14 protein-coding genes are annotated in these 19,978 nt (G+C 65.5%); 1 reads left to right on the top strand and 13 read right to left on the bottom strand.

What is annotated here, in order from left to right:
• Positions 1 to 5: 5 nt before the first annotated feature.
• Together AB7M16_RS31875 and AB7M16_RS31870 are read right to left on the bottom strand one after the other, a co-directional pair.
• On the bottom strand, positions 6 to 1,592 hold the full coding sequence (locus AB7M16_RS31875; RefSeq protein WP_453946387.1) for a B12-binding domain-containing radical SAM protein: 1,587 nt from the start codon (positions 1,590 to 1,592) through the stop codon (positions 6 to 8).
• Between the two features lie 154 nt (positions 1,593 to 1,746).
• Positions 1,747 to 3,129, bottom strand: a complete 1,383-nt coding sequence (locus tag AB7M16_RS31870; protein ID WP_453946385.1) for an ethanolamine ammonia-lyase subunit EutB — start codon at positions 3,127 to 3,129, stop codon at positions 1,747 to 1,749.
• A 236-nt stretch (positions 3,130 to 3,365) separates the two neighbouring features.
• On the opposite strand from AB7M16_RS31870, the gene AB7M16_RS31865 reads away from it, so the two are divergent.
• Complete coding sequence (locus AB7M16_RS31865) at positions 3,366 to 5,105, top strand: methyl-accepting chemotaxis protein (protein WP_453946384.1); 1,740 nt, start codon at positions 3,366 to 3,368, stop codon at positions 5,103 to 5,105.
• Positions 5,106 to 5,325: 220 nt separating this feature from the next.
• Here AB7M16_RS31865 and AB7M16_RS31860 read toward each other — a convergent pair whose 3' ends face one another.
• From AB7M16_RS31860 to AB7M16_RS31810, 11 genes are all read right to left on the bottom strand, one after another.
• Entirely contained in the window at positions 5,326 to 6,783 is a 1,458-nt protein-coding gene (locus AB7M16_RS31860) for a hypothetical protein (RefSeq protein WP_453946382.1), read from the bottom strand.
• Positions 6,784 to 7,134: 351 nt separating this feature from the next.
• Positions 7,135 to 8,106, bottom strand: coding sequence for an ABC transporter substrate-binding protein (locus tag AB7M16_RS31855; RefSeq protein ID WP_453946381.1), 972 nt, complete (start codon positions 8,104 to 8,106; stop codon positions 7,135 to 7,137).
• A gap of 214 nt (positions 8,107 to 8,320) precedes the next feature.
• A complete protein-coding gene (locus AB7M16_RS31850; RefSeq protein ID WP_453946379.1) occupies positions 8,321 to 9,538 on the bottom strand; it encodes an acyl-CoA dehydrogenase family protein in 1,218 nt (405 codons plus the stop codon).
• 465 nt (positions 9,539 to 10,003) lie between these two features.
• Positions 10,004 to 11,215 (bottom strand): ABC transporter substrate-binding protein, encoded by a 1,212-nt coding sequence (locus AB7M16_RS31845; RefSeq protein ID WP_453946378.1) that lies wholly within the window; start codon positions 11,213 to 11,215, stop codon positions 10,004 to 10,006.
• 224 nt (positions 11,216 to 11,439) lie between these two features.
• On the bottom strand, positions 11,440 to 12,015 hold the full coding sequence (locus AB7M16_RS31840; protein ID WP_172784111.1) for an HdeD family acid-resistance protein: 576 nt from the start codon (positions 12,013 to 12,015) through the stop codon (positions 11,440 to 11,442).
• A gap of 127 nt (positions 12,016 to 12,142) precedes the next feature.
• On the bottom strand, positions 12,143 to 13,666 hold the full coding sequence (locus AB7M16_RS31835; protein WP_453946376.1) for an FAD-dependent oxidoreductase: 1,524 nt from the start codon (positions 13,664 to 13,666) through the stop codon (positions 12,143 to 12,145).
• A 27-nt stretch (positions 13,667 to 13,693) separates the two neighbouring features.
• A complete protein-coding gene (gene folE / locus AB7M16_RS31830) occupies positions 13,694 to 14,320 on the bottom strand; it encodes a GTP cyclohydrolase I FolE (RefSeq protein WP_439363781.1) in 627 nt (208 codons plus the stop codon).
• Positions 14,321 to 14,488: 168 nt separating this feature from the next.
• The gene (locus AB7M16_RS31825) at positions 14,489 to 15,382 is read right to left on the bottom strand and encodes an alpha/beta fold hydrolase (protein ID WP_453946375.1); all 894 of its coding nucleotides are present in this window, start codon (positions 15,380 to 15,382) and stop codon (positions 14,489 to 14,491) included.
• 105 nt (positions 15,383 to 15,487) lie between these two features.
• Entirely contained in the window at positions 15,488 to 16,315 is an 828-nt protein-coding gene (locus tag AB7M16_RS31820; protein WP_172784107.1) for an HD domain-containing protein, read from the bottom strand.
• 252 nt (positions 16,316 to 16,567) lie between these two features.
• Positions 16,568 to 17,446, bottom strand: a complete 879-nt coding sequence (locus tag AB7M16_RS31815) for a transglutaminase family protein (protein ID WP_453946374.1) — start codon at positions 17,444 to 17,446, stop codon at positions 16,568 to 16,570.
• Entirely contained in the window at positions 17,443 to 19,968 is a 2,526-nt protein-coding gene (locus tag AB7M16_RS31810; protein WP_453946373.1) for a circularly permuted type 2 ATP-grasp protein, read from the bottom strand. The genes AB7M16_RS31815 and AB7M16_RS31810 overlap by 4 nt, the downstream gene beginning before the upstream one ends.
• Positions 19,969 to 19,978: the final 10 nt, after the last annotated feature.

The raw sequence follows: 19,978 nt of genomic DNA, 5'->3' as shown, positions 1-19,978 counted from the left end.
TGGCATCATTCGGCGGGAACGGCGGCCTCGCGCAGGCGGATCGAGTAGTTCGAAGCGTTCTGCTTGCCGCTGGAGGCCGCGCGCGCAAAGGTGATGAGGTGGTGCGCAATCAGCGTGCAGCCGATCAGGCCTTCGAGATCGCCGCGCTTGATGCGCCCCAGCGCGAACTTCCAGAATACGCGCTTGTAGTCGCCGAGCACGCCGACCTTCCAGAAGATGTTGCGCAGCATGACGAGGCCGCGCCGGATGTTACGCCAGGTTTTCATCTCATCCGGCACCGGCATCTTCAGGCGGTTCACATAGACGTTGTCGCATTGATGCTGAAAGCGCGCGTAAACCTTCTCGGGTGCGTAAGCGACCGCCATGGCGTGCTTCCAGGACGCGACGACCTCGTCATAGGGCAACAGGAAGTCGACGTTGGAATCGCGGCTGTCGTCATCGACTAGGCGCCCCTCGCGCTCCAGCCGGTCCCATAGCGGCGTCTTCGGCAGCGCCTGCAGCAGGTTGATGGTGAGCAGCGGAATCCGGGACTCCTCGACGAAGGCGAGCAAAGCCTCCGAGGTGTTCGGCTTGTCGGTGTCGAGCCCCATGATGATGCCCGAGACCACCTCCATGCCGTAGGAGTTGATGGTGCGCACGCCCTCCAGGATCGGGACCATCATGTTGTGGTCCTTCTGCATCGCCTTCAGCGCGTCGGGATCGGGCGTCTCGATGCCGCAGAAGATGGTGATGAAATAGGCCTCGCGCATCTTCTCGAGGATCTCGGGGCGCTTGGCGATGTTGAGCGTGGCTTCGCACGCCAGCCGGACGACATAGCCGGTCCGCTTCTGCCACTCGATCAGGTGCGGCAGCAGGTCCATGGCCGCCTTGCGGTTGCCGATGAAATTGTCGTCGACGAAATAGACCGTATCGGTCATGCCGCATTCGCGCAGGCGGTCGAGCTCGGCGATGATCTGCTGCGGCGTCTTGATGCGTGGATTGCGGCCGTAAAGGCCGGGGATGTCGCAGAACTCGCACTGATAGGGACAGCCGCTGGAATACTGGATGCTGCCGAGGAAGTATTTCTTGACCGCGGCGAGCTCATAGGCCGGGATCGGAAACTCCGTCATCGGCACGCGGTCCTTGGTCGTGAGCACGACCTGCTGTTCGGGCCGCGAGGTGTCGCGCGACAGGATCTCGATCAGCTGGTTGGTGGCATCGCCCAGCTCGCCAACATGCAGATAGTCGAAGGACGGATAATAGTCGGGGCAGGCGCTGACGGAGGGACCGCCGAGCGCGACCGGCAGATCGAACTCATGGGCGCGGCGGCAGATGTCGTTCATCTGCTGGCGCTGGATGTGCATGCCGCTGACGAAGACGGCTTCCGCCCATTCGAACTCCTCCCTCGTGGTGCGGCGGAGGTTCTCGTCGACGAATTTGACCTGCCAGTCATGCGGCAGATAGGCGGAGATCAGCAACAGCCCCTGCGGCGGCATGAAGGCGCGGACGCCATCGGTCAGGGGATAGGAATGCTCGAACGTGCCGAAGGACGAGGTGTAGCGCGGAAACACGCAGAGAATCCGCCGGGACGTTCCGTTACTTTCAGCTCGCATCAAAGCTCCCCCGCCACGACCTGGTTGCGGAAATTGCCAGCCAGACACATAGCGTAATGCTGTCGCCGGAATTTCTCAACATTGTGGCACAAGCACAATTCCGGACAGCGCCGACGGTTTCCCCAAAGGAGAAAGTTTGACGCTTAGTGCCGCCTTACGCGATCAGACGCGAGGCAAAATCGGGCAGCAGGCCTGCATCGGCCGCAATCCGGAAATCGCCGCCGGTGATGCCCGACCGCGCCAGCCAGTCGTCGAATTCCGGCGCGCGGCGCAAACCAAAGACGTCCCGGACATAGAGCGCGTCGTGAAAAGACGTCGACTGGTAGTTCAGCATGACGTCGTCGGCACCGGGAACGCCCATGATGAAGGTGACGCCGGCGGCGGCGAGCAGCGTCAGCAGATTGTCCATGTCGTCCTGATCTGCCTCGGCGTGGTTGGTGTAGCAGATGTCCACCCCGAGCGGCAGGCCGAGCAGCTTGCCGCAGAAATGATCCTCCAGCCCGGCGCGGATGATTTCCTTGCCGTCATAGAGATATTCCGGGCCGATGAAGCCGACCACGCTGTTGACCAGCAGCGGGGCGAAGGCACGGGCGACCGCATAGGCGCGCGCCTCGCAGGTCTGCTGGTCGACGCCGTGATGGGCGCCCGCCGACAGCGCCGAGCCCTGGCCGGTCTCGAAATACATCACGTTCTGCCCTTCGGTGCCGCGCCGCAGCGATCGCCCCGCCTCGTGCGCCTCCTTCAGAAGCGCAAGGTCGATGCCGAAGCTGCGGTTGGCAGCCTCGGTGCCTGCGACCGACTGGAAGACGAGGTCGACCGGCACGCCCTGCCCGATCAGTGACAGCGTCGTCGTGACATGGGTCAGGACGCAGCCCTGCGTCGGGATTTGCAGCCGCGCGATGATCTCGTCGAGCAGCCGCAGCAATTGCCCGATGATTGCGGGATCGTCGCTGGCGGGATTGATGCCGATGCAGGCATCGCCCGCCCCCAGCAGGATGCCGTCGAGGATCGAGGCGGTGATGCCCCTGGCGTCGTCGAACGGATGGTTCGGCTGCAGGCGTGTGCTCATCCGCCCCTTCAGGCCGATGGTGTTGCGAAAGGCGGTGGTGATCTCACATTTCCGCGCCACCAGTATCAGATCCTGGTTGCGCATCAGCTTCGACACCGCGGCCGCCATCTCGGGGGTGATGCCGGGCGCCAGCCGCTTCAACATGTCAGGCGTTGCGGCGTCCGACAGCAGCCAGTCGCGGAAGGCGCCGACCGTCAGCGATGCCACCGGCGCAAACGCCTTGGCGTCATGGCTGTCGATGACGAGGCGGGTGACCTCGTCGGCGTCGTAGGGAACGACGGCTTCCTGCAGGAATTGGCCGAGCGGCACATCGGCGAGCGCCATCCGCGCCGCGATCATCTGCTCGGAGCTGGCAGCGGCAATTCCGGCCAGCCGATCGCCGGAGCGCGGGGGTGTCGCCTTGGCGAGCAGGTCGCGCAGATCAGGGAAGCTGTAGGTCGTGGCGTCGATGCTGTGGCGGTAGACCAAGGGTCTCTCCGGGGTTGCTCGGCCAACGGCCGACTCCAGGACTATCCCGAAAGACTATCCTGAAACTAAACCCAGGGATCAAGACGCTGAAATGGCTTGCCTTTCCTTCGACCAAGGACGGAGGGCGGCCAGGAGCTGCGTTAACGCCGTATCCATCTTCGTTCCGCATAGTTTTGCATCAATTTTACCCAACCCCGCTCACCGGCCGCTCCAGGCCATCCGGGCCCCTGAATATCATGACATCCGACCGATCTGGGAATGCCGCCAAGCCGGCAGGCCGCTTCACGCTTGCCGGCAAGCTCTATGCGATCTTCGCGCTGTTCGCGCTGCTCACGGCGGCGATCGCGATATTGTCGGACTACAACAGCCGCCGCAGCGCCGACCTCGCAGGCGCGATCGAGACCGCCAATGCCGCCGCGCTGAACGTCGAGCGGGTCAACTCGCTGGTCTATGCGGTGGTGATGGAATCGCGCGGCGTCTACATGTCGACCGAGCCGGCCGTGGTGAAGAAATACGGTGACGGCCTGCTCAAGTTCAACGCCCAGATCCTCGACGTCGTGAAGCGCTGGGAGACCATCGTCAAGGCCGACGATGCTGAGCAGTTCGCGACGTTCAAGAAGCGCATCGAGCAGTTCGTCGAGTTCCGCAAGGAGCTGGTGCGCCGCGGCGTCGAGATCAACGCGGCCGCGGGCCGCGAATGGGGCGACAACGACGCCAATCGCAGCGTGCGCTCGGCGCTGAACAAGGACCTCGAGGCGCTGTCCAAGGTCTATGCCGAGCGCGGCAGGCAGATCGCGCAGCAGACCGAGACCAACCGCACATTTTCGTTCATCCTCACCTGCCTCGGCGGCGTCGCGCTCGCCCTCGTCGTCGTCGGCATTGTCATCATCGCCCGCTCGATCGCCCGGCCGCTCGCCGCGATCACGGCCACCATCAAGCAGGTCGCCGACGGCGCCGAAAATGTCGTGGTGCCGCACTCCAACCGCGCCGACGAGATCGGCGCGCTGGCCCGCGCCATCCAGGTCTTCCAGGACGCGATGGGGCGCAACCGCAACCTCGCCTCGCAGGTATCGCAAGACGCCGCCGCACGTGAGGAGCGCGCCCGCCACGTCGAGCAGTCCGTCGAGCAATTTCGCGAGGCGATCGGCGCGATCATGCGCGGCCTCAGCGACAATGCCTCGGTCATGCGCGAGACCGCGCAGACCATCACCCGGGTCACAGCGGATGCGAGCAGCCGCGCCGGCACCGCGGCGAACGCCACCGAGCAGGCCTCGCACAACGTCACGGCGGTCGCGGGCGCGGCCGAGGAGCTGTCGGCCTCGGTCGTCGAGATCGGCCGCCAGGTGCGGCAGAGCGCCGGCGCGGTCGAGCAGACTGGCCAGCGCACCGAGAAGTCGATCTCCGAGATCGAGAGCCTCGCTGCGGCCACGCAACGTATCGACGGCGTGCTCAGCCTGATCCAGGCGATCGCCGAGCAGACCAATTTGCTCGCGCTGAACGCCACCATCGAGGCGGCGCGCGCCGGTGATGCCGGCCGCGGCTTTGCCGTCGTCGCCCACGAGGTGAAGGCGCTCGCGGGCCAGACCGCCAAGGCCACCGCCGAGATCAGCGAGAACGTCGCGATGATCCAGGCCTCGACCCGCAACGCGGTCGACGCCGTGCGCGAGATCGGCGGTGCGGTGCGCGAGATCAACGAGGTCACGTCGGCGATTGCCGGCGCCGTCAGTCAGCAGGACCAGGCCACGCGCGAGATCTCCTCCAATGCGCAAAGCGCCGCGCAGGGCAACGAGACGCTGGTTGCGAACATCACCTCGCTGCGCGATGCCATCGGCGAGACCGATACGGCGGCGGCTTCGGTGCTGACCGCGGCGAGCAGCCTGACCGAGACGGCGCAGACGCTGTCGCGCGAGGTGGAGACGTTCTTCCAGAACCTGCGCGCGGGGTCGGCGGACGGCCGCATCGCCAGGGCGGGGTAGCGGCTGGACCACCGCGGCGAAAGCGGTCGCTCCAACAAAAACTGAAAAAACAACCCCATGCACAGTAGACGGGGCCAAGCTTTTCAATGGCTTGGCGGCCGGGCGTCAAAGCTTGCTGTTTTTACGAATCGATTTTGACTCGTCGGGCAAAACACTGGCATGATGTCAGCATGGCGAGCGTGGCGCCGGTGCCGCGGCCGGCGCACGACCGAACGGGTTGTTACCGCTCCGAACCCGATCGAGCGACCAGGATCCGGACGCGGCCGCCGGCATCTTCGACCTCGCGGTAACGACTTAGCTCCGCCTCGATCTCGGGATCGGACCTCGCCCAGGCCAGCCAGTCGAACGGGACCGCGCTCAGCAGCTGGGTATCCACGAGGATCACATCCGGTCGACCGGCGCGCAGGTCCGCGAGCAAGTGCCGTCGCTCGAAATCGATGATGCTGTCCAGTCTTGCGCGCTCGCCTTGGGTTGGCTGCGTCGTCTTCTGGAGCATCGTCGCGCCGGCCGCCAATAGCTGCACGCAGGAGCTGCCCACCCAGGTCCCGTTGACCTCACGGACGAGCGGATGCCCCAGCGCGATGTGATCGCCGATCGTGATCAGCCGCGGATGCGTTGCGAGAGCCTGGATGCGCTCCTTGAGCGGCGGAAACGGCCGGACCTGCAAGGACAGGCAGTAGGCGATGAGCGCAACGGCAGCAAGGCCCGCGATCATGACCGGCATCCGCATCGTCCTCACGCGCGCATGGAGCAGCGGCGCGGCAATCGCAAAGACGCAGAGCGCAAACGCCGTGTAGGTCCAATGCTTGCCCTGGAGAACGAAACTCGCAGCTCCGCCGACGGCTGCGGCCAGCCACGGGGTCGCGTTGCCCCCGATCTTGAACTCGTGCGGGGCCAGCAGGCCGAGAAACACGATGGATCCGGCCATCACCGTGGCCGGGAAGGACAGCAGATCGCCCAGATTCATCCGCAGCGGCAGATAAGCGGCAGAGACCATCGGCGCATAGTCGAACAGATAAGCGGGGAAGACGATGACGAGGATCGCTCCGTAGCCGATGACGACAGCAGCCGCCGTCATCGCTTCCGGAGAGAACAACGGCTTGACAGAGCGCTGGCGGAAGACCGCGAGGACGACCGGAAGTCCTGCGACCAGGGCGAGGTGGGGCTTGATGCTCAAGGCCAGCCCGGCGCCAAGTCCTGCCAGGATCGCCACCGGTCCGGGGCTGAGGCCGCGCCAGCGGATCGCCGTGACGGCGACGAAAGGGGTCAGCGCAATGACGGCGATGTGCTCACGCTGTCCGAAGACGCCGCTCGGAAGAATTGCGAACAAGAACGCGAACAGGCAGGTTGCGACGACCCGCTCTTCAGTCCCCAGCCTTGCTGCCGCAGCGGCACGATCGATGATCAGAAGCGCGACGACGATTTCGACCAGGATCAGGATGATCACGATGAGCTCAGGCGCAATGCCGGTCGTTCGCGCCAGCATCGATGCCGGCATGTACAGATAGACCGACAGCGGCGGATTCAGCTCCAAAAGGTCGACGCCGGGCTTGCGCCCATCCAGGACCTGCTCGCCTTCCGTCAGCAGACAGGCCAGATCGGGGTTCAGAACGACGGGGATCTGGACCAGCAAGGCGGCCAGGAGAAGCGCCGCGACGATCAGCCAACGCAGGCTCATGCGGAAACGGCTTGCCGGCATATCGGGGGCGCGAGCGCTTCCCGTGACGTCGGCCGCAGACGTTATCTCGCGCGCAAGCGATCTATGCTCTTTCACCTGGGTGAACCTGCCATGGCGTGCAGGGTCACTCTCGGCCAGCAGTAGTTACTATTGTACTACGGCGATCTGAAGCGCTGCATCAAGGCTAAAGCGGGGGCTTCCTCTTGCATATGGGCACCGCTGCGGGGATGTTCGCCAGGAGTTGATCGCGCCGGTGTACCTGATCCCGACAATTCCGGCTCGCCCACGGCTACGGGCATGTTGCAGCTCCGCGCCAACTGACGCGGAGGGCCAATAAGCGACATCAAGTGCCTACTCGATCACTACATCGGCCCGCGTCAGCAGGGTCGGTGGCATGTTGATGTCGAGTGCCTTGGCGGTCTGGAGGTTTATAACAAGTTCATACTTGATCGGCCGTTCAACCGGCAGATCGCCAGGTTTCGTACCCTTGAGAATCTTGTCGACAAGGATTGCAGACCGGCGAAACTGATCTGGCAAATCAGTCCCGTAGCTCAAGAGGAAGCCCGCTTCCGCGTATTCTCTCACCGCAGAGATTGCAGGCAGCTGATTTCTGACGGCCATGACGCCAACCAGACCGCGGTGGTTGAACAGTACTCCATCGCTCAACACGACGAGCACCTGAGCGCGTTCCCTCACCATTGTCGCGAACGCTTGTTCAAGCATATCCGGGCCGCGCGCCTCGGCCGGGACAAGCGTCAACCCCAGCGCTTGGGCAGCTTCCCGCAGCGATGCCAGCCGCTCCTGATTGGGCGCAAAGTCCGGATTCCACAGAACGCCCACACGCGAGAGGTTCGGCAGAGTGTCCTTCAGAAATTCGAGCCGCTTGCCGTTGATCTCATCGCCGGGCTCCGAGCTGAACCCAGTGACATTGCCACCCGGGCGCGCCAGACTGGCGACAAGTCCGGCACTGACAGGCTCAGCACTGTTGGCCATCACGATCGGGATCGTCCGGGTCGCCTTCATGGCTGCAACCGTGGTCGCATTGGTCCCGGACACGATGACGTCCACGCCGAGCCCGACCACCTCGGTGGCAAGCGCCGCCAGCCGCCCCATGTCTCCGTCGGCAAAGCGGTACTCGATGACGACATTCTCGCCAGCGCGGTAGCCAAGGCTCCGCAGGCCCGCTTCGAAGGCTCCAACATTACGAAGTGTTTGCTCCCGCGACGCGCTCGCGAGATAGCCTACCCTGTAGCGCCACCTTGCCGGTTGCTGCGCACGCGCTCCGAGCGGCCACGTCGCCGCCGCGCCGCCGATCAGCCCCATGAACTCGCGTCGTCTCATTGAGCACCGCGGAGGAAAGGCCCATCCATGTCCGAAGCCTAGCACTTTGCGGCGACACAGCTAGTGAGAATGGACAACCAATCCGATGTCCGAAGCCGCGTCCCTATGTCCGAGATGGGCCACAAGCGAAAAGCGCAATCCTTGCCCGGGTCCAATGCATTCCTCTATGCGCAGATCCTGGCGCAGGACGTCACCTCTACCCCGCCATCACCCCGCCGCGCCTGATCAGCTCCTTGCCCACCGCGGCGAGGTGCACCTGGTCCGGGCCGTCGCCGATGCGGATGAAGCGGGCGTAGACGTAAGCGCGCGCGAGGAACGTGTCCTGCGACACGCCGGCGGCGCCATGGATCTGGATGGCACGATCGATGACGCGGGCGGCCATGCTGGGGACCACGATCTTGGCCGCGGCGATCAAATCGCGCGCGGCCTTGTTGCCCTCACGGTCCATCCTGTCGGCGGCCTGCAAGGTGAGCAGCCGCGCCTGTGCGATCTCGCAGAAGGAGTGCGCAATGTCCTCGCGCACCGAGCCCTGCTCTGCGAGCGGCTTGCCGAAGGCGACGCGCGAGACCGCGCGCTGGCACATCAATTCCAGCGCGCGCTGGGCGCAGCCGATCAGGCGCATGCAGTGATGAATGCGGCCGGGGCCGAGCCGGCCTTGCGCGATCTCGAAGCCGCGGCCCTCGCCGAGCAAAATGTTCTCGGCGGGCACGCGGACGTCGTCATAGACGATCTCGGGATGGCCGACCGGCGCATCGTCATAGCCGTAGGTGAGCATGTCGCGGACGATGCGCACCCCACGCGTATTCTTCGGCACCAGGATCATGGATTGCTGGCGATGGCGGTCGGGATGGTCCGGAGCAGTCTTGCCCATCACGATCAGGATCTCGCAATCCTCGTTCATCGCGCCCGAGGTGAACCATTTGCGGCCGTTGATGACGTAGTCGTCGCCGTCGCGCTTGATCTCGCACTGGATGTTGGTGGCGTCGCTGGAGGCGACCTGCGGCTCCGTCATCGAGAAGCCGGAGCGGATCCGCCCCTCCAGAAGCGGCTTCAGCCAACGCTCCTGCTGCGTCTTGGTGCCGTAGTTTGCGAGCACCTCCATGTTGCCGACATCGGGCGCCGAGCAATTGAAGACTTCGGGCGCCCAGAGGATGCGTCCCATGATCTCCTTCACCGGCGCGTATTCGAGGTTGGTCAGACCCGGGCCGTGCTCGCCGGACAGGAACAGATTCCACAGCCCCTGCTCCCGCGCCAGCCGCTTCAAGTCCTGCAAGACGGCAGGTGTTTTGTAACGCGCGGCCTCGGGCTTCACCTGCTCGTAATAAAGCTCTTCGACCGGCTCGACATGGGTGCGCATGAACTGGCGAACGCGCTCCTGCAGCTCCAAAGAACGGGCGGAGTGTTGAAAGTCCATGATGGGTCTCCTTCTTCCTTCTCCCCTTGCGGGAGAAGGTGGCGCGAAGCGCCGGATGAGGGGTTCTCTCCGTCGGCGACAACGTTCGTGAGGAGAGAGACCCCTCACCCGGCTGCGCTTCGCGCATCCACCCTCTCCCGCAAGGGGAGAGGGTGCACCGCCTCCTCGGCCGCCCCTCATGTCCCCTTCAGTCCCGTAGGGTGGGCAAAGCGAAGCGTGCCCACGCATTCTCTCGACAATCATTGATAGATGGTGGGCACGGCGCAAGGGCGCCTTTGCCCACCCTACGATTCCCTTCCCTTCTCCCCTTGTGGGAGAAGGTGGCGCGAAGCGCCGGATGAGGGGTTCTCTCCGCGAGTCCAAGATGGAGACGACTCGCGGAGAGAGACCCCTCACCCGGCTGCGCTTCGCGCATCCACCCTCTCCCACAAGGGGAGAGGGTGGACCGTCGTTGTAGCCCCCGCCTCACGTCCCCCGCAACAGCTCGCTCGCCACCACCCAGTCATTGCCGTCGAACTGGAGCATGTAGCCGTCCTTGATCGGGCGGAAATCCTGCGGCGTGGTGTTGAGGGTGATGCCGGGCATCAGAAGCGACAGCGGCACGTTCTTCAGGTTCGCCGCCTGTGCCATGATGTTCTCGCGCGTCAGATTGTCCTTGCATTGCTTGAGCAGCACCACCAGTGCCTCGGCGACGGTGTAGCCGTAAAGGCCGGCGACGTTGTTGATGTCTGCATTGGGCAGGCGCTTCTTCATGAAGTCGATATAGGCGGTCATCGCCGGATCGTCCTTCGGTGCCTCGACGAACGGCTTCAGCGCGCCGAGCGACAGCACGCCCTTGCCGGCCTCGAGCCCGGCCGGCGCCATCACGGTGGCCTTGTTGGCGCAGCCGGAGGCCAGAAAGCGCGTCGGCTGCCAGCCGACCTCGTGCGCCTTGCGGATCGCCTGCGCGCAGGCGCGCGGCGTCACCGAATAGATCATGAAGACGTCAGCCTTGGTGTTGGCCAGCGTCAGGACCTGGGAATCGACAGTGGGGTCGGCGACCTCGAAGCTCGACGCCATCGCGATCGCCTTGTCGGCGTCGGCACCGAGCGCCTCCTTGACGCCGCGAAGATATTCCTTGCCGGCGTCGTCGTTCTGGTAGAGCACCGCAAAGCGCGCATTCGGGTTCTTGGCGCGAGCATAGGCGACGTCGATCGCGGCCTCGCTGGTGTAGTTCGGCGCCCAGGGCAGCGCGATCGACCAGGGCATGTTGGCGGGATCGTTCCACTTCGAAGCCGAGCTGATCAGGAAGATCTGCGGCACCTTGTTGCTGTTGAGATATTTTGCGATCGCCGAGCTCGGCGCGGTGCCCATGGTGGCGAAGATGAAGGCGACGCCGTCGCCTTCGACGAGGCGCCGCGCGGCTTCCATGGTCTTGGGCGGCGAGAAGGCGTCGTCGAGCGAGATCAGGTTGAGCTTGCGGCCATTGACGCCGCCCTTCTCGTTGATCTCGTCGAAATAGGCGGAGATCACCCGTCCCGTGATGCTGAGCGGCGAGGCCGGGCCGCTATAGGGCATGGTGTTGCCGATCTTGATCTCGGTGTCGCTGACCCCGGGGCCGTAGGATTTTTGCGCCGAGACAGGGTCGGACAAGCAGGCGGCAGCCAGCGCTGCGGCCAGGGCCAAAGCGGCTTTCATGGTTTCTCCCCGGGTGAACATCGCCGCGCGAGACGGTCGCGCGGCGTGCTGCTTGTTGTCAGCACGTTCAGCTCAGCGGAGTTCCGCAAGAGGGTCTTGCGTCGAGTTGCTGATGGCGTTGCGCTAAAGCGCGATGAGATTGGGATGAACCATCGTCGCGCTTTAGGTTGTTGTTTACGCATGATCTTTCCGGAAAACCGCTTCGCACTTTTCCGGATCATGCTTTAGCCGCGCCGCTTCAAGGCAAAGCCCAGGCTGATCCAGCCGGCGCCGGCCATCATCAGATCGATACCGAGAAACAGGCCGAGGATATAGACGCTGTTCACCGGCCAGCGCGCCACGATCAGGAGGCCGAGCAGCAGCGTGATGGCGCCCGAGAGCGCGACCCAGACCCACGGGCTCTCGCGCTTCATGCTGAAGGCGAGAAACAGCCGGACCACGCCCGAGGCGATCAGCGACGCGCCCAGGAACAACGTCAGCAGGACTGCCGCGAATAGCGGGTTCGCGAAGGTCAGGAAGCCGGCGACGACATAGAGCACGCCGAGCAAGGCCCAGATCAGAAACTTGCCCCAGCTCTTCATCTGGAATGCGCCGATGATCTCCGTCACGCCGGCGACGATCATCATGGCGCCGACCACGATCACGCTCGCCACCGTCGCCATGACCATGCTGCCGAGCGCAACGAAGCCGGCGATGAGATAGACGACGCCGAGCGCAACGATCCAGCCCCATTTGCCGTGTAGCGCAGAGATACCCGAGCCGAGACCGGGATGACGGGACGCATCCGAAGCACTTGTCATGGGCCACTCCTGCATGCGAAGCCCGCGGGCACGCGCCAGGATAGCACGCCCCATGCCGGGACGACAGTCAGTAGAGCAGCCCCCACCTGCGGCAACGTTGACACAAATCAAGATCGAATTCGGCGCGTCAGCGGCGTGGCCGCTCCATTTCGAGCTCGGCCTTGAGATTGTCGAGATCGCGATAAATTGAAGCGACGGCAAGCACGCGACCGCCCTTGCGGTACTTCAGCAGGCAGTCCCTTCCCGAAATACTGCCGTCGATCGCGATGTCGTCGAAGTTTTCGGCGTGGCCGACATAGTTGATCGGCACGTCGTAGTGCTGGCTCCAGAAGAACGGCACCGCATCGAAGCGCTCGCGCCTGCCGAGCATGTTGCGCGCCGCGGTCTGCCCCTGCCGCTCCGCCACCACCCAATGCTCGACGCGGATGGTCTGCCGCGAGTGCGAGTCAGGCCAGCGGGCAATGTCGCCGGCCGCGAAGATGCCGGATACACTGGTCTCCAGATATTCACTCACGCTGACGCCACGATCAGCCGCCAGCCCCGCCTGCTCGGCGAGCGCAAGGCGCGGCTTGACGCCGATGCCGACGACGACGAGGTCGGCCTCGATGACGGCGCCGCTTTTCAGCGTCGCGCGCAGGCCATCGAGATGGTCGACGGTGTCCTTCAGGTGGAAGATCACGCCGTTCTCTTCGTGCAGCGACCGGACGAAGTCGCCCATCTCGGCGCCGAGCACCTTCTGCATTGGCCGTTCCTCCGGCGCGACCACGTGCACCTCGATCTTGCGCGCCCGCAAGGAGGCGGCGACTTCGAGGCCGATGAAGCTGGCGCCGATCACCAGCGCGCGCCTCGCACTCCCTGCGGCCTTGATGATGGCGCGGCTGTCGGCGACGGTCCGCAGGGTGTGAACATGCGGCTGGTCCGCGCCCGGAATCTGCAGCTTGACCGGCTCGGCGCCGGTCGCGAGCAGCAGCCGGTCGAATGGGAGCTTGTCGCCATTGCCCAGCGTCACACTGCGCGTCTTGAGACCGATGGCAGCGACGTCGGTGTTGAGCCTGAGATCGATACCGGCGTCCCGGTAATAATCCTCGCCGCGCAACGGCAACCAGTCCTCCGGCGCATTGCCAGCGAGGTAATCCTTCGAGAGGTTCGGCCGGTCGACCGGCATCGCGCCGTCATTGCTGAGCATGGTGATGGCGCCGGCAAAACCCTCACGCCGGAGCGTCTCGGCGGCAGCGAAGCCGGCAGCACCGCCGCCGACAATGACGAATTTGTCGGGCGTTGCCGCGCTGCGATGTGCAGCCGGCGGCTTCGGTGCCTCGCGCTTGCGCCGAACGATGATGTTGTCCCGATCGCGCTCGACCTGCCACACCGCCAGCGCATTCAATGCCGGCGGACGACTGGCTTCGCCCGTGCGCAAGGAGAAGCAGGCATGATGCCAGGGACAGCGGATGCTGTCGCCCACCACCAAGCCGTCGGCAAGTGGGCCATGATAATGGCTGCAGGCCGGCTCGATCGCAAAGATCTCGCCGCCGGCTTGCACCAGCAGAACGTCGTCCTCTCCGACGTGACCGAGCAATTTGCCATCCTTGAACGCGGTCAGCGACACGCCTTTGCTCAGGTCGGGTCCGCTCGGCTTGTTGTCTTCGGCCATGGCAAACGCCTCCTTGCGCGCGCGGGGTCAATCGTCCGAATTGGCGAGCCCCAGCAGTTCCTGGCGCGTCAGCGCATTGTCGCGGAACACACCCAGCATGCGGCTGGTGACGAGATCGGTCCCGGGCTTGTGCGCACCGCGCGTGGTCATGCAATGATGCGTCGCCTTGATGATGACGCCGACGCCTTCGGGCTTGAGCACGTCGTTGATGGTATTGGCGATCTGCGCGGTCATCTTCTCCTGGATCTGGAGCCGTTTCGCGTAGACGTCCACCACGCGCGCAAGCTTGCTGATGCCGACGACGCGCCCCTGCGGAATATAGGCGACCCAGGCGCGACCGACGATCGGCGCCATGTGGTGCTCGCAATGGCTCTCGAAGCGAACGCCGCGCAGCACGATCATCTCGTCATAGCCTTCGATCTCCTCGAAGGTCTTCTGCAGGATTTCGGTCGGGTCCTGCGCGTATCCGGAAAAATACTCCTCGAAAGCGCGTGCGACGCGATCCGGTGTCTCGCGCAAACCGTCGCGCTCGGGATCATCGCCGGCCCAGCGGATCATGGTCCGGATCGCCTGCTCGACCTCCGCTTTGTCCGGGCGATCGGACGGCGCCTGCGCCACCGCGACACGTTCCAGCTTGCGCACTGATGACTTCATCAAGATCCTCCCTGCAACGAGCCCGCCTATGGAAGCGGGCCCACAGCTTGGACGGCTGCAATCGGAAAAGGTTCCCGCAGATCAGGGAAATTTGGTGAACGGGTCGTTGGCCCGGCGCCGGCGCGCCATGGCCTCAGGTGAGGAGCGCCGAAGGCGCGTCGGGGCTGCCTATGACGCAGCCGCTTTCCGGACGTCGATCACGGCCTGCGCCCATTCGGCGGGCCGCTCCTGCGGCAGGTTGTGACCGGCATCGGTGAAGACGCGGCGCTTGAAAAATCCCTCGAACTTGCGCGCGTGGTGGGCGGTGCCGGGATTGACGCCGTCGCTGTCGCCGTCGATCGCAATCGTCGGGACACGGATCGGCGGCTGCGCGGCGAGCTTTGCCTCTATTCCCGCATAGGCGGGATCGCCCGCCACCAGCGCATAACGGTGGCGGTAGGAGTGGATCACGACGTCGACGAAGTCAGGATTGTCGAACGATGCAGCGCTCGTCTCGAACGTCGCGTCATCGAATGTCCATTTCGGCGACCACATCGTCCAGAGCTGACGCGCAAAGCCGCGGCGGTTGCGCTCCAGCGCGCGGCGGCCGCGCTCGTTGTGGAAGAGATATTGATACCAGAGCGCCGCCTCCTCCGGCGGCGAAGCCGGCTCCATGGATCGCGCGATGTTCTGGATGTTGTAGGAATTGCCGGAGACGAGACCGATCACGCGCTCCGGATGGAGCGCCGAGACCACGCAGGCGGCGCGCCCGCCCCAATCATAGCCGCCGACGATTGCGCGTTCGATCCCGAGCGCATCCATGAAGGCCAAGAGATCAGCGCCGAGCGCCGCCTGCTCGCCGGAGCGCAGCGTCCCGGCGAAGCGAAACCGCGTCGGGCCGTAACCGCGCAGCCAGGGCACCAGCACGCGTGCGCCGGCCTCAGCAAGGATCGGCGCGGTCTCGGCATAGGCGTTCACGTCATAGGGAAAGCCGTGCCCCATGATGCAGGACCAGCCGTCCGGCGCACCGTATTCGCGATAGGCGATGTCGAGGATATCCGTGGTGACGGTTTTTTGTTGCATGATTTGCTCACGGCGTTGGGCCACGTGGATGGAGCGCAGCGCAAGCCGGGCCGCGAGCATCCGCGAATCCCGGATTTCGCTTTATCCGGGCTACGAGAGCCCGATCTACTTCTGCGGACCGGACAGCGAGATGTCGCGTTCGGCGCGGAACACGTTGCTGTAGAGATTGGCGATCCATTGCCGGCCAATCTCGGTCTTGTTGAGATAGCCGATCTCGGTCTGGATGTGCGGTGCGACGCTGTTCCAATAGAATTGCGGGTAGCGGTTCACGATGTCGGCGGGCGAGTCGTAGCCGAGTTGGCGGTTGATGCCGACCTCCTCGAACTCGTAATAGAGCGCGTTGGCCTTGCGCAGATAATTGGGATCGCCGAGCTGGCCGATGAAGTCGGCCGCACGCAGGATCGAAGCTTCGTCGTCATAGTCCTGGCCCTGCTGAGCGGGGAACCGGGTGCCTTCGATGGCACGGGCGACGCGTTCCGGATCGAGTCCCGGAATATGCCGCAGTCGCCGCGTCACGTACAATTTCGATCGATCGACGTGATACATCATCAGGCTGGCATCGGATGCACCCCGCGGCAGGGAAACCTTGGTGCCGGCCGCGTCGACCAGAAAGCCGTCCTCATCGTCCTCCTCGAACAGGCCTCGCACATAGCCGATGTCGTGAGCGAGGCAGGCGATCAGGACGTGGACGTAATCCTCGGCCGACAGATGGGTATGAAGACTTCGGCCGCGGAGGATCGCCTGGGCTGCCAGCGTCACCAGCATCGTATGCTCGATATTGTGATAGAGCGCATCGCTGTTGCCGATACACTCCATCGCGGTGCGGGTCGCACTCTCCACGATGCTCGCGGCAGTTTCATCGAACCGGCGACGCAGGAACTTGCCGAGGAATTCCTCCAGGGATTCGGCCGCCAGTCTCGGTAAGGTTATCATGGATGCAGCCCCGTCCGCCGCTGGTGTCCCATGCCGTCTCCCGACGTCTCATTCTTGTCCTCGACGCAGCGGGGAGCATAGCCCATCTTGGGCCGGGTAACCAAACGTCGGGGACGAAAATACGAAAATACCGCGCCGTTTCGCTGCGCAACATCACGGTTGCGGCCAAAGTTTAACACAACCCAAAGCAGCCGGAAAGCCGCTGCCGCCGCTCGGGGCGCGGCACCGCAGGGAATTGGCCGCGCGGGCCGGCTACTCCACCTGAAGCACGTCGACGGCGACGGCGAGCTTCTGCTTGGGCGAGCCGACGATGATGCCGTCGACCGGCGAGACGTCGGAAAAATCGCGCCCCATTGCGAGCACGATGTGATCGTTGCCGATGAGGAGATCGTTGGTCGGATCGAGATCGATCCAGCCGAGCTCGGCCCCGCACCACAGCGACACCCAGGCGTGGGTGGCGTCGGCACCTTGCAGCCGCGGCTGGCCCGGCGGCGGAATGGTGCGCAAATAGCCGCTGACATAGGCCGCGGGCAGGCCGAGCCCGCGCAGCCCGGCGATCATGACATGGGCAAAGTCCTGGCAGACGCCGTGACGCTTGTCGAAGACCTCGTCGAGCGGCGTCGAGATCACGGTCGCCTTGGGATCGTAACGGAAATCGCCGCGGATGCGGCGCATCAGGTCGACGGCGCCGGCGAGGATGCCCGCGCCTGGCGGAAAGCTCATCCCGGCATAGGCGCTGACCGGGCGCAGCACCGGCACCAGCGGGCTGGCAAAGACATAGCCGACCGGCGAAGACGGCCCGAGGCTGGTTGCTTCGAACGCGATGTCGCGAATGCTCTCCCAGGGCGGGCTGACCGCATCGCGCGCCAGCGGCCGGCGCGAGATCGAAACCCGCGAACGCGAGTCGATGCGCAGATTGCGATGCGCGGCTTCGATCGTCACGCTCTCGGTCAGCGTGCCGAAGAAGTCGCGCCGCACGTTGCGCTCGGACGGGCGGGGATGGATCTCGACCTCGTGCGAGATCAGCTCCTGGCCGCCGCCGCTTCTGGGCTCCAGCCGCAGCGTGCAGCGGGCGAAGCTGACGGGATTCTCGTACTCGTAGGTGGTGACGTGACGGATGTCGTAGATCACGCCAGCCCCGTCAGCTTTTCCGGCCGGGCGGCATTGGGGCCATGCGGGAAGTAGTGCTGCCCGATCGCTTCGGCGAGGCTGAGCAGATCCTGCTCCAGCGCGAACAGCGTCTTGACCTCGAGCTTCTCGGCCTCCGCGGTCGCGAGCATCGCCTGCATCGCCACGGCGAGACGCTGCGGCTTCTCGATCAGGCCGTGCTCCTTCAGGCTCGGCAGCGCCGCAATGTGCTCGTTCAGCGTCGTCACCTGAAACGCCACCGAACGCGGATTGTAGCCGTCGAGCACCGCGAGGTCGCGCACCGGGGCCAGGATCGGCGCCAGCAGATAACGCGAGCGGTAGGTGATCTGGCAGTCCACCAGCGTCAGCAGGATGTCGAGATCCTCATCGCCAGCCTCGTCATAGGCGAACTGGCGCGTGAAGCGCGTGGTGTTGATGGCGCGCTCGACGCGGCGGCCAATGTCGAGGAACCGCCAGCCGGCGGCGCGGTTCATGTTCTCCTGCGCAAGGCCTGCGAAGCTCGCCAGCTCCTGCAAGGTCAGCTCGGCGGCGCTCAGCACGCTGTCGTCGTCCTCGACCTCGTAGGCGAGACGCTCGGCCATTTCCGTGATCACCTGCCAGGCATCGGGCGACAGCCGCTCGCGCAAGGAGGTCGCGGTGCGCTGCGCCGCGCGCACCAGCGACAGGGCCGAGCCGAAACGCTCCGCGCTCTGCAGCGCTTCGGCGACGATGCGCCCCGCGGCCGTGCGCGAGGATTGCGAGACCGCGCCCCAGGCCACCAGCAGGCGCTGGATGCGTTCGGCCGATTGCGCCGAGGCCGCGGTGCCCTTGTTGGGCCCGCTCGGCGAACCAAGCGCACGCACCAGGCGCAGCGTCGCCTCGGCGCGCTCGAGGTAGCGGCCGAGCCAGAACAGATTGTCGGCGGCGCGGCTCGGCAGCACGCCGGCGATGCGGCGGATGCGCACCTTGTCCGTCGCGGGCAGAAGCGTCGCGGTCGCGACCTGCTTGTTGGAGACGACCCAGACGTCGGCGGCGCGCGCGCCGTCGCCCATCGACACCGCGCGCGCGTCCGGCTGCTCGGCGATCCGGCAGAAGCCGCCGGGCATGATGGCCCAGCCGTCGGGCGTGGCGGCGGCAAACACGCGCAGCACGAAGGGGCGCGGCGTGATCTGGCCCTGCTCCCACACCGGCATGGTCGAGAGCCGCACCACCTCCTGGCCGACATAGTCCATGCCGCGCGCGCTGATCGCATCGATCAGGCGCTGCCGTCCGCCCGCGTCGAGCTCGCTCGCGAGCACCGGGCCAAGCGAGTCGAAGCCGGGAACGCCGCGGCGATAGGCGCCTTCGATCGCAACTTCGTCGAGCCGCGCCAGCACCTCGTCGCGCGCGTTGCGCTGGCCGCACCACCAGGTCGCGATGTGCGGCATCTTCAGGTCTTCGCCGAGCAGGCGGCGGCTCAGCGCCGGCAGGAAGCCGAGCAGCGCCCGCGCCTCCAAGACGCCCGAGCCCGGCATGTTGGCGACGACGACGCCGTCCTTGCGCAAGACGTCGATCAGGCCGGGCACCCCGAGATGCGAGGAGGCATCGAGCTCGAGCGGGTCGAGCGAGTTGGAATCGACCCGGCGCAGGAGGACATCGAGCCGCTTCAGACCGGCAACCGTGCGGATGTGGACGCGATTGTCGCTGACCGCGAGGTCGTCGCCCTCGACCAGCAGGAAGCCGAGATAGCGCGCCAGCGTCGCGTGCTCGAAATAGGTCTCGCTGAAGCTGCCGGGGGTGAGCACGCCGATGCGCGGCTCGTCGCGATCGGCGCGCGCGCGCAGGGAGTCGCGGAACGCCTCGAAGAACGGCGCGACACGCGGCACGTTCATCGACTTGTAGAGATCGGAGAAGGCGCGCGACAGCACCAGGCGATTTTCCAGCGCGTAGCCCGCGCCTGATGGCGCCTGGGTGCGGTCGCCGAGCACCCACCAGCGCCCGTCGGGCCCGCGGCCGACATCGGCGGCATAGATCGACAGATAGCGCCCGCCCGGCGGCGGCACGCCGCAGACCGGACGGAGATATTCGGGACTGCCGGCGATCGCCGCGGCCGGGAGCGCGCCTTCCGCCACGAGGCGCCCCTCGCCATAGATGTCGCGCAGCACGCGCTCGAGCAGCTCGGCGCGCTGGGTGATGCCGGCGCAGAGCTGCTGCCAGTCGGCTTCATCGATCAAAAGCGGCAGGTGGCTGAGCGACCAGGGCCGGTCGGCGCTGTCGCCGGGCGCGCGGTAGGTGACGCCGGCCTCGCGCAGGTGACGGTCGGCCATGCCGAAGCGCCGCTCGATCTCGTCGGGCGCCAGCGCGCCGAAGGCATCGAAGAAGCGGCTCCAGACCGCGCGCGGCGTGCCATCCGGGCTTAAGAACTCGTCGGGGATACCCGGCAGCCGGCTATAGTCGCGGACCCATTGCGCGAGGCGGCGCTGGCCGTCACGCTGGCCTTGCGCCTTTCCCGCCTTGTCGTCCTGCTCGGCTGCGCCCTCGGCCATGCGCCTCTCC

The sequence above is a fragment of the Bradyrhizobium sp. USDA 372 genome (assembly GCF_053629095.1).
Note: the sequence above shows the minus strand (reverse complement) of the source record. Positions and strands in the feature narration are given on the sequence as shown.